This window comes from Salinicola endophyticus (genome assembly GCF_003206575.1).
Taxonomy (GTDB): Bacteria; Pseudomonadota; Gammaproteobacteria; order Pseudomonadales; family Halomonadaceae; genus Salinicola; species Salinicola endophyticus.
The window spans coordinates 628,212-641,693 of record NZ_PZJO01000002.1 but is presented as its reverse complement, the minus strand read 5'-3'; the positions used below and the strand labels follow the sequence as shown (position 1 = coordinate 641,693).

At 68.4% G+C, this 13,482-nt stretch carries 12 protein-coding genes; 9 read left to right on the top strand and 3 right to left on the bottom strand.

The genetic code is table 11. From position 1 onward, the window contains the following. Positions 1–138: 138 nt before the first annotated feature. The 3 genes from DOM66_RS05460 to DOM66_RS05450 all read left to right on the top strand — a co-directional run bounded on the left by DOM66_RS05460 (position 139) and on the right by DOM66_RS05450 (position 2,989). Positions 139–948 (top strand): alpha/beta fold hydrolase, encoded by an 810-nt coding sequence (locus DOM66_RS05460; protein ID WP_110689489.1) that lies wholly within the window; start codon positions 139–141, stop codon positions 946–948. Further along, positions 932–1,837 carry an alpha/beta hydrolase gene (locus DOM66_RS05455; protein WP_110689488.1) on the top strand — a complete coding sequence of 302 codons (906 nt, stop codon included), beginning with the start codon at positions 932–934 and terminating at the stop codon, positions 1,835–1,837. Before DOM66_RS05460 ends, DOM66_RS05455 begins: the two co-directional genes overlap by 17 nt. Before the next feature lie 78 nt (positions 1,838–1,915). Next, positions 1,916–2,989: a patatin-like phospholipase family protein gene (locus DOM66_RS05450; RefSeq protein WP_110689487.1), complete on the top strand. Its 1,074-nt coding sequence runs from the start codon at positions 1,916–1,918 to the stop codon at positions 2,987–2,989. Between the two features lie 64 nt (positions 2,990–3,053). Here DOM66_RS05450 and DOM66_RS05445 read toward each other — a convergent pair whose 3' ends face one another. Then, positions 3,054–3,650: a Smr/MutS family protein gene (locus DOM66_RS05445; protein ID WP_110689486.1), complete on the bottom strand. Its 597-nt coding sequence runs from the start codon at positions 3,648–3,650 to the stop codon at positions 3,054–3,056. A gap of 189 nt (positions 3,651–3,839) precedes the next feature. On the opposite strand from DOM66_RS05445, the gene prmB reads away from it, so the two are divergent. Together prmB and aroC are read left to right on the top strand one after the other, a co-directional pair. Continuing rightward, positions 3,840–4,787: a 50S ribosomal protein L3 N(5)-glutamine methyltransferase gene (prmB, locus tag DOM66_RS05440; protein WP_110689485.1), complete on the top strand. Its 948-nt coding sequence runs from the start codon at positions 3,840–3,842 to the stop codon at positions 4,785–4,787. A gap of 38 nt (positions 4,788–4,825) precedes the next feature. Continuing rightward, on the top strand, positions 4,826–5,917 hold the full coding sequence (aroC, locus tag DOM66_RS05435) for a chorismate synthase (RefSeq protein WP_110689484.1): 1,092 nt from the start codon (positions 4,826–4,828) through the stop codon (positions 5,915–5,917). Between the two features lie 25 nt (positions 5,918–5,942). On the opposite strand, the gene DOM66_RS05430 is transcribed toward aroC, so the two are convergent. Together DOM66_RS05430 and DOM66_RS05425 are read right to left on the bottom strand one after the other, a co-directional pair. Then, positions 5,943–7,559, bottom strand: coding sequence for a hypothetical protein (locus DOM66_RS05430; protein WP_110689483.1), 1,617 nt, complete (start codon positions 7,557–7,559; stop codon positions 5,943–5,945). Positions 7,560–7,607: 48 nt separating this feature from the next. Then, entirely contained in the window at positions 7,608–8,507 is a 900-nt protein-coding gene (locus DOM66_RS05425; protein ID WP_110674317.1) for a LysR family transcriptional regulator, read from the bottom strand. A gap of 200 nt (positions 8,508–8,707) precedes the next feature. Between DOM66_RS05425 and leuC the strand changes: the two genes are divergently transcribed. The 4 genes from leuC (at position 8,708) to asd (ending at position 13,298) form a co-directional block, all read left to right on the top strand. After that, positions 8,708–10,168: a 3-isopropylmalate dehydratase large subunit gene (gene leuC / locus DOM66_RS05420; RefSeq protein WP_110674316.1), complete on the top strand. Its 1,461-nt coding sequence runs from the start codon at positions 8,708–8,710 to the stop codon at positions 10,166–10,168. A gap of 31 nt (positions 10,169–10,199) precedes the next feature. Beyond that, on the top strand, positions 10,200–10,844 hold the full coding sequence (gene leuD, locus DOM66_RS05415) for a 3-isopropylmalate dehydratase small subunit (RefSeq protein WP_110674315.1): 645 nt from the start codon (positions 10,200–10,202) through the stop codon (positions 10,842–10,844). A 54-nt stretch (positions 10,845–10,898) separates the two neighbouring features. Next, on the top strand, positions 10,899–11,978 hold the full coding sequence (gene leuB, locus DOM66_RS05410; RefSeq protein ID WP_110674314.1) for a 3-isopropylmalate dehydrogenase: 1,080 nt from the start codon (positions 10,899–10,901) through the stop codon (positions 11,976–11,978). A gap of 204 nt (positions 11,979–12,182) precedes the next feature. Then, positions 12,183–13,298, top strand: a complete 1,116-nt coding sequence (gene asd / locus DOM66_RS05405) for an aspartate-semialdehyde dehydrogenase (RefSeq protein ID WP_110689482.1) — start codon at positions 12,183–12,185, stop codon at positions 13,296–13,298. Positions 13,299–13,482 lie beyond the last annotated feature (184 nt).

Sequence of the window (13,482 nt, the reverse complement as noted above, 5' to 3'; positions counted from 1 at the left end):
AGAACTCGCGCAGTCAGCGCGAGTCCAAACGTCGGCCCGCGGCAGCGCTCGAACAGGTACGTGCCGGGGTGCGCCGTAGCGGCCCCGAGGCGGGGACGTGCGACGAAAAGGCGACAGTTTACGGGAATCCGACAATCGATGCTGCTTCAACCCCTGGTCTTTGCCCACGCCAACGGCTTTACCGGTGCCAGCTACCGTACCCTGCTGGCGCCGCTGGGCGAGCGCTTCGAGCTTCACCCCCTGGAGCGTCTGGCTCACCATCCCGATTTTCCGGTCGACCGCAACTGGCATTCGCTCTGCGACGAGTACCTCGATGCGGTCCGCGCGGTGGGCCGGCCGGTGATCGCGGTGGGCCACTCGATGGGTGGGGTGCTCTCGATCATGGGCGCCTGCCGCGCGCCGGAACACTTCCGCGCGGTGATCGCCCTCGACCCGCCGCTGCTGATCGGGCGCGATGCGTGGATGCTCAAGCTGGCCAAGCTGACCGGTGTCATCTACCGTATCACCCCGGCCGGCAAGACCCTCAAGCGGCGCGAGCACTGGCCGAGCCGCGAGGCGATGCACCACTCGCTGCGCCAGCGCACACTGTTCAAGGGCTTCACCGAGGCGGCGCTGGCGGACTATGTCAGCGGTGCCACCCGGCTCGACGAGCAGGGGGCGGCCCGTCTGCTGTTCGCCCCACGCCATGAAGCCGCGGTGTTTCGGCATCTGCCCGACCACCTCTCCGGTGTGCTCAAGCGTCTCGAGGTGCCGCTCACGGTGATCGCCGGCGAGACGTCGACCCTGCTGACCGCCGCCCGGCGGCGCCAGCTCGCACGGGCCGGGGTCACTCTCGGCTGCGTGCCCGGCGGCCACATGTTCCCGTTCGAGCACCCCGAGGCGACCCGGGCGGCGCTGCTCGCTGCGCTCGACCGGATGCGGGAGGGGCAGCATGTCGTTGAGCGATAAGGCAAGCGAGGGGGCGATCGAGACGACGCTCGGCGAGGCGGGGCTGGCGGCGCAGGTGTGGGGCTCGGCGGAGGCCCCGGTGTGGCTGGCGCTGCACGGCTGGCTCGACAACGCCGCGACCTTCTCGCGCCTGGCGCCGCTGCTGGTCGAGGCGCTGGGCATCCGGGTGGTGGCGCTGGACCTGCCCGGCCACGGCCGCTCACCGCATCGCGGGGAGGGGGGCGATTACTCACCCTGGAGCTATCTGCCCGAGCTGGTCGAGGTGGTCGAGACGCTGGGGCCGGCGCCGCTGACACTGCTCGGCCACTCCATGGGCGCGGGGGTGGCGAGCCTGCTCGCCGCCGCGCTGCCGGAGCGGGTGGCTCGGCTGGTGCTGCTCGATGGTCTCGCCCCGCTGACCACCACGCCGCAACAGGTCGCGGATCAGTTGCGGCTGGGACTGCGCGCGCGCCGACGGCCGCGGCGTGGCGAACGCGGATACGCCACCCTGGAAGCGGCGCTCGATGCCCGGGTCAATGGCGGCCGCACGCGACTGGATGCCGACACCGCACGGCCGATCGTCGAGCGCGCGCTGCGGCGTGGCGAGGATGGCCTGCTCTATTGGCGCAGCGACCGGCGCCTGGTCTGGCCCTCGCTGCTGCGTCTGAGCCCGGAGCAGATGCTGGCCATGCTCGATGAGATCGTCGCGCCGACGTTGCTGATTCAGGCCACCGCCGGGGTGCTGGGCGAACGTGAGCAACTGGCCGAGAGCTGCCGGCGGGTGCGCCGGCTGCAGCGACGGGTGATGAGTGGCGGCCACCATCTGCATCTCGAGCGCACGCGGGTGGCGCAGGTGGCGGCGGAGGTCGTACGCTTCACCCAATTGGGCGCCGCCGCGGTGAGCGAGTGAGCGGCCGGTGCGGACAGCGGCAGTGGGCAAGGGCATGACGGAGCAGGACGTGCAAGCGACAGGCAGGAGAAGGGGACGATGAAACCACGTGTTTCACTGGTGCTGGGCAGCGGTGGTGCCCGCGGCTACGCCCATATCGGCGTGATCGAGGAGCTCGAGGCGCGCGGCTACGAGATCGTCTCGATCTCCGGCTGCTCGATGGGCGCGCTGATCGGCGGCATCCACGCCGCCGGCCAGCTCGAGGGCTACCGCGACTGGGTGTGTCAGCTCGACTACTTCGATGTGCTGCGGCTGGTCGATATCACCTGGAGCGCGATGGGCGCGATGCGCGCCGGCAAGGTGATGACCAAGCTGAAGGCGCTGGTCGGCGATATCCAGATCGAATCGCTGCCGCTGCCGTTCACCGCGGTGGCCACCGACCTGACCCGCCAGCGCGAGGTGTGGTTCCAGAGCGGCTCGCTGCTGCGCGCGATCCGAGCCTCCATCGCCGTGCCCGGGATCATCACGCCGGTGCAGGAGCACGGCCAGGTGCTGGTCGATGGCGGGTTGCTCAACCCGCTGCCGATCATCCCTACGGTATCGGTGTCCGCGGATATCGTGCTCGCGGTCAACGCCACGGCGCAGACGCCACGCCCGATCAGCCTGGAGGCGCTGCTGCCGGCGGAGCGTGCCGCCGAGGAGGAGCAACGCGAGCGTGAACGCGAGGCCGCAGGCAAGAGTTTCAGTGGCTGGCTGGGGGGCGTGCGCAACCGTGTCCAGGGCATGATCTCCTCCTTCAGCGATGAGGAGGAGGGCACCGGCGACACCTGGTCGAGCCAGACCGAGCGCGCCTGGAGCAAGCTCGACATGATGCTGGCGTCGTTCGATATCACCCAGGCGGCGCTGGCCAAGTACAAGATCGCCGGCTATCCGCCGGACGTCCTGATCGAGGTGCCCAAGAGCGTCTGCGGTGCCTACGAGTTCCACCGTGCCGAGGCGTTGATCGAACTCGGCCGCTATCTCGCCGCCCAGGCGCTGGATCGCTACGAGGCGCAGCGCGATCACACCTGGGCCAGCGGCGAGCCGGTCGATGCACGCCGGCATCCGCGCAGCAGCGGGCTACCCCGGGTCGACATGCCGCTGCCGCTGTCGTCGCCCAAGCGCCAGGAGTGAGTGCCAGGCGTCAGTGTCAGGCATGATGTCCAGACGTGGGCGTCAGGCGTGAACGCCATGAGACTCACTCCGGCTCGCCGCCGCGGGTACGCAGCAGCACGTAGAGCGCGCCGGTGCCACCGTCGATCTCGCTGGCGGAGCAGAAGGCGAGCACCCGCGACCAGTTCCTGAGCCAGGTGTTGACGTGACTCTTGATCACCGGATAGGTGCCACCGCCGGCGCTGGTGCCGCGGGCCTTGCCGTGGACCACCAGGACGCAGCGCAGGCGGTTGGCGACGGCGTCGTCGATGAACGATTCGAGTTCCAGGCGCGCTTCGTCCAGGGTGTAGCCGTGCAGGTCGAGCCCGCCTTCCCAGGGGATGCGGCCGCGCTTGAGCTGCGCGAAGGTGCGCGGCGGCAGATCGGGGATCGCGAACGCCAGCGACTGATGCGGGGTGACCGCCTCGACGCCGCCGTCGGAGAGGGAGGAGAGCGCCTGGGGTGGCGCCTGCTCGGCGGCCTCGCGGCGCGCCTTGGCGTTGAGCGTGTGCTGGCGGCGACGTCCGGTATCGGCGCGGTTGAGCTTGAGCCGTTTCACGCCGGCCGCCTCCAGCGCCTGACGAAAGGCGCCGAGATCGGTGTCGTCACCACCTGACGGATCGTCGCCCGAAATCTGCGTCATGCCGCTCTGCCTCTGTTTGCCGCCTTCGTTCGTGCCGGCCGGGGGTGTGCCATCGGGCCGCGTCTGGCGGACCCGCTCCGGGGGCGCCAGGGTAAAGGATTGTCGCCGCGGAAGCATGCCCGGCTGTGAAGCGCTGACCCTTGCGGGTACAATCGTCGTCCGTTTTTCAGCTATTTGCGAGCCCGACCCATGTCCAGTCCGTCGACGACCCTGACGCTCACCGATCACGCCCTCGCCAGCGAGCTGATCAGCGTTCGCGACTGCCTGCGCTGGGCCACCAGTGAATTTCTCGCCCATCGCCTGCATTTCGGCCACGGTACCGACAGCGCCTGGGACGAGGCGGTGGCGCTGGTGCTCGGGGCGCTGCACCTGCCGTGGGACGCTGACCCGGCGATACTCGACGCGCGACTGCTCGGCGTCGAGCGTTCCCGGATCGTGGGCCTGGCGCGGCAGCGCATCGAAACCCGGCGACCGCTGCCCTACCTGCTGGGGGAGGCGTTCTTCGCCGGCTATCCGTTCGAGGTCGACGAGCGTGTGCTGATTCCGCGCTCGCCGATCGCCGAGCTGATCGAGGCGGGCTTCGCGCCCTGGTTCGAAGCCGCGCCGCCGGCACGGGTGCTCGACCTGTGCACCGGCTCCGGCTGCATCGGCATCGCCACTGCGCTGACCCTGCCCACCTGTGCGGTGGATCTGGTCGATATCAGCCCCGAGGCGCTGGCGGTGGCCAAGGCCAATATCGTGCGTCACGACGTCGGTCGCCGGGTGCGTGCGGTGGCCTCCGACCTGTTCGACGGCGTCGCCGGGCAGACCTACGACCTGATCGTCAGCAACCCGCCGTATGTCGACAGCCGTGACTTGGCGGCGATGCCGGCAGAGTACCGCCACGAGCCCGACCTGGCGCTGGGCGCGGGTAGCGACGGGCTCGATATCGTGCGCCGCATCCTGCGCGAGGCGCGTGGCTATCTCAGCGACGACGGCATCCTGGTGGTCGAGGTCGGTAACTCCCAGCGCCACCTCGAGGCCGCCTTCCCCGAGGTGCCGTTCCTGTGGCTCGACTTCGAGCGCGGCGGCGAGGGCGTCTTCGTGCTCGACGCCGAGACTCTCGACGCTCATGCGGCTCGGTTCGCCGCCGCCTGACCGCTTCGCTTTCGCTCCCTTTTCTCCGAGGAACCCGCATGTCCGGCAACACCTTCGGCAAACTGTTCACCGTCACCACCTTCGGTGAGAGTCACGGCCCGGCGCTGGGCGCCATCGTCGATGGCTGCCCGCCGGGGCTCGCGCTCAGCGAGGCGGATCTGCAGCGCGATCTCGACCGTCGGCGCCCGGGCTCGTCGCGCCATACCACCCAGCGCCGCGAACCGGACCAGGTGAAGATCCTCTCCGGGGTGTTCGAGGGGCGCTCCACCGGCACCCCGATCGGGCTGGCGATCGAGAACACCGACCAGCGCTCCAAGGACTACTCCAAGATCAAGGAGCAGTTCCGCCCCGCGCATGCCGACTACACCTATCACCACAAGTACGGCATTCGCGACTACCGCGGCGGTGGCCGTTCCAGCGCGCGTGAGACCGCGATGCGCGTCGCCGCCGGGGCCATCGCCAAGGCCTGGCTGGCGCAGCAGGGCGTACGCGTGCGCGGCTACATGAGCCAGCTCGGCCCCATCGAGATCGATTTCAAAAGCTGGGACGGGATCGACGACAACCCGTTCTTCTGCCCCGATCCGGACAAGCTGCCCGAGCTCGAGGCCTACATGGATCAACTGCGTCGCGATCAGGACAGCGTCGGCGCCAAGATCACGGTGATTGCCGAGGGCGTGCCGGTGGGGTTGGGCGAGCCGGTCTTCGATCGCCTGGACGCCGACCTGGCCCATGCCCTGATGGGCATCAATGCGGTCAAGGGGGTCGAGATCGGTGACGGTTTCGGTGTGGTCGCCAGCCGCGGCAGCGAACATCGCGACGAGCTGACCCCGGAAGGGTTCCTCTCCAATCACGCCGGCGGCGTGCTCGGCGGTATCTCCACTGGCCAGCCGCTGGTGGCGCATCTGGCGCTCAAGCCGACCTCCAGCATCACCCAGCCCGGGCATTCGATCGATGTCCATGGGGCGCCGGTGGAGGTGATCACCAAGGGGCGTCACGATCCCTGCGTGGGAATCCGCGCCACGCCGATCGCCGAGGCGATGATGGCCTTGACGCTGATGGATCACTGGTTGCGCCACCGCGGCCAGAATGCCGATGTGCGGGTAGAGACCCCGCGCCTGGGCCAGCGCTAGACGCCGGCTTCAACCCTGGCGGCGATCATTCGTCGCCAGGGGGCCCGCCACGGCCTGCCTTGCCACCCTCGGCTGGGTCACCGCCACTCTCGTAGTCTTTATTCCCACCATTTCCGTTGTCACTTCCCTTGTCCGTGCCGCGTGTCTCTGCGCCGCCCTTGTTGGCGCCGTCTTGGCGCTCCTCACGCGCCTGCTGCTGGCGCTCCTTGACCTTGCGCTGGCGGAGCTGCTGGCGGTAGCCGTAGGTGGCGCCGCGGATGGTCTCGTCGCTCTCCAGGCTCGAGCCCAGGGCGCCGGCCACGGTCGCCACCGAGGTCGCCAGCCACGCCAGGGCGGGGAAGTTCCACCAGCCGATGGAGGACTCCACCGTGGCTTCGAGCAGACTGGCGGGGACGAACAGGATCACCGCCACCAGAAACAGCGCGAAGAGAATGGCGTAGTAGCAGCCCACCCCCAACAGCAGGGTCATCAGCGTGGTCAGATTGTAGAGCCGGGTCAGGCGCGGCGAGCCGGTATAGCGCTGCGGCTCCCACAAGCCATGATCGAGAATCAGCCAGATCACCATGGCGGCGATCGCGGCGATCATCAGCAGCACGAAGCGATAGACCTCGTAGGCCGCGCTGAGGCGCCACAGGGTGGGGAAGATCAGACCGTAGGCGCCGGTGGCGAAGGCCACCGCGACGATACGCCGGAAGGCGGGCAGAATGGTCCACGGCCGGTTGGCGCGCACCATCCCCGCCAGCAGGCGTAGATGGGCGCGCACAGGGGCGGCGGAGACGAAGCGCACATCGACCACCGGCTGACGCTCGCCGCTCTGGCTGTCGCTGTCGTCGTCACCGCGGCTGTCGTCACCATCGCCGGCAGGGCGGGTGGCATCTGACGCCTCAGGCGCCGTATCGCACGTCTCAGCGGACGCTGCCTGACACCTCGTCTCGATCTCCTCGCGACGTTTTCCCTCACTTTCCTCGCCGCTCTCCTCATCGCCCTCGTGTTCCTGGCGGTCGTCCGGCGTGATCCGGCGGATCGGCGTCAGCCACTCGGCGAGACGCGAGCCCATCAACTGGCGCGCGCTGCCGTTGCGGATACCGTGGGCGCGGCGCGTCCGGCGGCTGCGGTCGACATGCGCCTGCTGGCGCTCGCGGTCGTCGGGGTCGCTGCCGTGGTGCATCTCGTTGATCAGGTGCAGCGTGGCTTCGCGCAGCCGGTCGTGCAGCGGCGAGGCGCCCAGTGCCGGCTGCGAGATCACCGCCACACCACACGCCTCGCTGGCCTCGGCCACGGTCAGACGGCCGTCGCGGAACAGCGGCAGATCGGTGATGCACAGCACGTAGTCCCAGCCGTGCTCGCGTTTGAGGCGGGCGGCCTGCTGAATGAGTTCGGCACCGGTGCCGTCGGCACCGATCAGTGGGTCGGTGACGCACTCGACCCGCCAGGCGTGGCGGTCGTCGGTGTGGCGCGAGAGCAGTGTCGGCAGCTCCTCGGCGAGCCCGGCGGCGATGCGTTCGGGCAGCTCCGGGGCGGGGATCAGGCCCAGGCGCTGCGCTGGGCGGCTGGGTTCGCGCTCGCTGGCGTTGTCACCACGGCTTTCCTGTTCTGGCTCGGTCGCGCCCTTTTGGGGCGCGGATGACGCTGGCGAGGCCATGTCGTGTGCTCCTCGTGTCTCGCTCTGCCTGGGGTGGCTCGCTCTAGCCTAGGCACGATCCGGCGTCTCGACGAGGTCGGCGCGCATCGACTCGAGCTGGGCGAGCATTGCGCGGCCGGCATTGGAGAGGGTGCGTTCGCGATGCACCAGATAGCCCAGGCGGCGCAGCAGGGGCGGGTGCTCGACGGCCAGGACCGTCACCTCGTCGTCGATCATGCTCTCCGGCAGCACGCTCCAGCCCAGGCCGATGCCGGCCATCATCTTGAGGGTCTCCAGATAGTTGGTGGAGAGTGCCACGCCGATCGTGAGGCCGCTGCGGGAGAAGGCGTCGACCACGATGTCGCGGGTGAAGGTGAGCGGGCCGGGGAGCACCGCCGGATGGCGGGCCAGCTCGCCGAGCGAGATGCGACTGGCGCCGGCCAGCGGGTGCTCGGGGGCCGCGACGAAGCGCAGGTGGTCGGTCCATACCGGCACCGACTCCACCTGCGGGTTGGGGCGTGGTGCCAGGGTCACCACGGCCAGTTCGATTGCCCCCGAGACCACCCCCTGATAGGCCTGTTCGGAGTCGAGGAAGCGCAGATCGAGATCGACCCCGGGGTAGCGCCGGGTGTAGGCCTTGAGCACCGGGGGCAGGCGGTGCAGGCCGACATGGTGGCTGGTGGCCAGCGTCAGACTGCCGGCGACCTGCCCGCTGAGGTCGTGCAGCTGGCGTCGGCTCTCCTCGACAAGCTGCAGGATCCGGCGCGCCTGGGGCAGCAGCAGGCGGCCGGCCTCGGTGAGGCTGACGCGGCGGTTGATGCGGTCGAACAGCTTGGCGTCTGTCTGCGCCTCGAGCGCGGCGATGCGCTTGCTGATCGCCGGCTGTGTCAGGTGCAGGCGCTCGCCGGCCAGCGAGAAGGAGGCGGTATCGGCAACGGCGATGAAGGCCTGCAGGCTCTGGGTGTCCATGGTGTGGCCCTCGCGGCGGGGCTGATGAATTCATCTATTCTGGTGTGGAATCCAAAGCATAATCAAGATGAATTGCTTTTATGCATGCCCCGGGCGTATCTTGGCTCTCCCAAGCTCGAGAGGCCCGTGGCCGGGCCCCTCGCGGCATACCGACAGCGTCGCGCAACCGCGTCGAGACGGGCGACGGAGGAGATCGAGACATGGCAGGCCAAACGCTCTACGACAAGCTGTGGGCGCAGCATCTGGTGACCAGCCGCGATGACGGCTCGGCGTTGATCTACATCGACCGTCATCTGCTGCACGAAGTCACCTCGCCGCAGGCGTTCGAGGGGCTGCGTCTGGCCGGGCGCAAGCCGTGGCGCCGCGATGCCAACCTGGCCACGCCGGACCACAACGTGCCGACCACGATCAAGGAGCGCAGTGCCGGCAACGCGGGCATCGTCGATGACGTCTCGCGCATCCAGGTCGAGACCCTCGACGCCAACTGCGAGAGCTTCGATATCGAGGAGTTTCGCATCAATGACGAGCGTCAGGGCATCGTCCATGTGGTGGGGCCGGAGCAGGGCGCCACGCTGCCCGGCATGACCGTGGTCTGCGGCGACTCGCACACCGCCACCCACGGCGCCTTCGCCGCGCTCTCCCACGGTATCGGCACCTCCGAGGTCGAGCACGTGCTCGCCACCCAGTGCCTGATCGCGCAGAAGATGAAGAACATGCAGGTGCGCGTCGAGGGCCAGCTGGGTCTCGGCGTCACCGCCAAGGATATCGTGCTGGCGATCATCGGCCGTATCGGCACCGCCGGCGGTACCGGCTACGCCATCGAGTTCGCCGGGAGTGCGATTCGCGAGCTGTCGATGGAAGGTCGCATGACCATCTGCAACATGGCGATCGAGGCCGGTGCCCGGGTCGGTCTGGTGGCGGTCGACGACCACACCATCGAGTACCTGCGCGGCCGCCCCTTCGCCCCCAGTGCCGAGCAGTGGCCGGCGGCGGTCGAGGCGTGGCGTGAACTGGTCTCCGACGACGACGCCCACTTCGACAAGGTGGTCGAACTCGACGCCGCGGCCATCGAGCCCCAGGTGACCTGGGGCACCAGTCCCGAGATGGTGGTCAATGTCTCCGCCGCGGTGCCCGACCCGGCCACCGCCGACGACGAGACGGTGGCGCGCGGTATGCAGCGCGCGCTCGAGTACATGGGGCTCGAGGCGGGGCAGAAGATCACCGATATCCGCCTCGACAAGGTGTTCATCGGCTCCTGCACCAATTCGCGGATCGAAGACCTGCGCGAGGCGGCCAAGGTGGCCCAGGGGCGCAAGGTCGCCGACAATATCCAGCTCGCCATGGTGGTGCCGGGCTCCGGTCTGGTGAAGCGTCTGGCCGAGGCCGAAGGGCTCGACAAGATCTTCGTCGAGGCCGGCTTCGAGTGGCGCGAGCCGGGCTGCTCCATGTGTCTGGCGATGAATGCCGACAAACTGGGCGCTGGCGAGCGCTGCGCCTCGACCTCGAACCGCAACTTCGAGGGGCGCCAGGGCTACGGCGGGCGCACCCATCTGGTGAGTCCGGCGATGGCCGCCGCCGCCGCCATCGAAGGGCACTTCGTCGACGTGCGCGACTACGACCCGGGCAGCGCGCGGGATCGTGACGACGCGCTCAGCGCTTGAGCCCCGGCCCCCTTCACGAGGAGTGACGACGATGAAGAAATTCGAACACCTGCAGGGATTGGTGGCGCCGCTCGATCGGGCCAATGTCGACACCGACCTGATCATTCCCAAGCAGTTCCTGAAATCGATCAAGCGCACCGGCTTCGGCCCCAACCTGTTCGACGAGCTGCGCTATCTCGACGAGGGCTATCCGGGCCAGGACGCCTCCAGCCGTCCGCTCAACCCCGATTTCGTCCTCAACCAGCCGCGCTACCACGGCGCCCAGGTGCTGCTGGCGCGGCGCAACTTCGGCTGTGGCAGCTCGCGTGAGCACGCGCCCTGGGCTCTGGATGACTTCGGCTTCCGCGTGGTGATCGCGCCCAGCTTTGCCGATATCTTCTACAACAACTCGTTCAAGAACGGCATTCTGCTGATCCCCCTCGACGAGGAGACCGTCGAGCGCCTGTTCCAGGAGACCGAGGCGACCGAAGGCTACCGTCTCGACGTCGACCTCGAGCGCCAGCAGCTGACCACGCCGAGCGGCGAGACGATCGCCTTCGAGGTCGACCCGTTCCGCAAGCACTGCCTGCTGGAAGGGCTCGACGACATCGGCCTGACGCTTGCGCAGTCGGGGGCGATCAGCGACTTCGAACGCCGTCATCGCCAGGCGCAGCCGTGGCTGTTCCGCGACGTTTGAGTCGCTGATACCCGTATCGACACCGCTCTCCAGGCGGGTTTTCAAGGATTACGCATGAGCAAGAAGATTCTGGTATTGCCCGGTGACGGTATCGGGCCGGAAATCACCGCCGAAGCGGTCAAGGTGCTCGACGCCTGCCGCGCCGCCGGGCTCGACGCCGAGCTCGAAGAGGGGCTGGTCGGTGGCGCGGGTTACGACGCCGAAGGGCATCCGCTGCCTGAGTCGACCCTGGCCAAGGCCAAGGCCGCCGACGCCATTCTGCTGGGCGCGGTGGGTGGCCCCAAGTGGGATACGCTGGAGGATCTCACCAAGCGCCCCGAGAAGGGCCTGCTGGGGCTGCGCAAGCACCTCAACCTGTTCGCCAACCTGCGTCCGGCGCTGCTCTACCCGCAGCTCGCCGAGGCCTCGACGCTGAAGCCGGAAGTGGTTTCCGGGCTCGACATCATGATCGTGCGCGAGCTGACCGGGGGGATCTACTTCGGTCAGCCGCGGGGCATCGAGACGCGTGACGGCGAGCGCGTGGGCTACAACACCTACGTCTATTCGGAGTCGGAGATCGAGCGCATCGGCCGGGTCGCCTTCGAGATGGCGCAGAAGCGCGGTGGCAAGCTCTGCTCGGTGGACAAGGCCAACGTGCTCGAGGTCACCATCCTCTGGCGCGAGGTGATGAACCGGCTGGCGCCCGAGTATCCCGACGTCGAGCTGTCGCACATGTACGTCGACAATGCCGCCATGCAACTGGTGCGCGCGCCCAAGCAGTTCGACGTGGTGGTCACCGGCAACATGTTCGGCGACATTCTCTCCGACGCGGCGGCGATGCTCACCGGCTCCATCGGCATGTTGCCCTCGGCGTCGCTCAACGAGCGCCAGCAGGGTATGTACGAGCCGTGTCACGGCAGTGCGCCGGATATCGCCGGTCAAGGGCTGGCCAATCCGCTGGCGACCATTCTGTCGGTGGCGATGATGCTGCGTTACTCGCTCGGCGAGAGCGCGCTGGCCGAGCGCATCGAACGCGCCGTGGGACAGGTGCTGGATGCCGGTCTGCGCACGGCGGACATCGCCTATCCCGGCACCCGCCAGGTCTCCACCGCGGAGATGGGCGATGCCGTCGTGGCAGCGTTCGCCGACGTCTGAGGCGCCAGCCGTCCGCCGATGAGCGAGTGTCACGCGCCCGGCAGGAGATCGGCGCCGGCCTCGGCGGGCTGCTAGACTGACACGCTTTTGAGGGGGCCGTGACGCGCGCGTCACGGCAGACGTTCATGGAAGCGGAGCCGTGCCGGCCGGGAGATAACCGCCTTGGTCGGCTGTGGCTTCCTCCACCTTCGGGGTAACCAATCTATGTTGAAAGTCGGATTCGTCGGTTGGCGCGGTATGGTCGGTTCCGTGCTGATGCAGCGCATGCTGGATGACAACGATTTCGCCGGTCTCGAGCCGGTCTTCTTCTCCACCTCCCAGACCGGGCAGCCGGGGCCGGACATCGGCATGGACGTGCCGGCACTCAAGGACGCCAACGATATCGCCGAACTCAAGGCGATGGACGTGATCGTGACCTGCCAGGGTGGTGACTACACCACCGCCGTCTACCAGCCGCTACGCGAAGCGGGCTGGAAGGGCTACTGGATCGACGCCGCCAGCACCCTGCGCATGGCCGACGATTCGGTCATCGTGCTCGATCCGGTCAACCGTCACGTGGTCGACGCCCAGCTGGCCAAGGGTACCCGCACCTTCGTCGGTGGCAACTGCACCGTCAGCCTGATGCTGATGGGCCTGGGCGGGCTGTTCGAGGCCAATATGGTCGAGTGGATGACCTCCATGACCTATCAGGCGGCTTCCGGCTCCGGCGCCAAGCACATGCGCGAGCTGCTGGCCCAGATGGGGGCGCTCAACGGTGCCGTGGCCCAGGAGCTGGCGACTCCCTCCAGCGCGATTCTGGACATCGACCGCGAGGTCACCGCGACCCTGCGCAGCAGCGCTTTCCCCACCGACAACTTCGGGGCGCCGCTCGCCGGTAGCCTGCTGCCGTGGATCGACAAGGCGATGGAGAACGGGCAGAGCAAGGAGGAGTGGAAGGGCGGCGTGGAGACCAACAAGATCCTCGCCACCGGCAGCCAGCCGATCCCGATCGACGGCCTCTGTGTGCGTATCGGCGCCATGCGCTCGCACAGCCAGGCGTTCACCATCAAGTTGCGCCAGGACGTGCCGCTCGACGAGATCGAGGATCGTCTGGCCAAGCACAACGAGTGGGTCAAGGTCGTGCCCAATGACAAGGATCAGACGATCGAGCAGCTCACGCCGGCGGCGATCAGCGGCACCCTGAGCATCCCGGTGGGGCGGCTGCGCAAGCTCGCCATGGGCGGCGAATATCTGACCGCCTTCAGCGTCGGTGACCAGCTGCTGTGGGGGGCCGCCGAGCCGCTCAAGCGCATGCTGCGGATCGTGCGCGAACACGCCTGAGGTCACACGCTGACACTGACTGCCGCGCGTCAGCCGCGCGGCCCAAGAACCCCGCCCGCGCCTGCGCCGGCGGGGTTCTTGCGTGGGGGCGCATGCCACTCCGGCGCGCGAGTTCATGGCGCTTTCTGTAACCTGATGTTAAAGATTGTGTCGTAACGGCCGATCATGCTTGCGAATACATCGC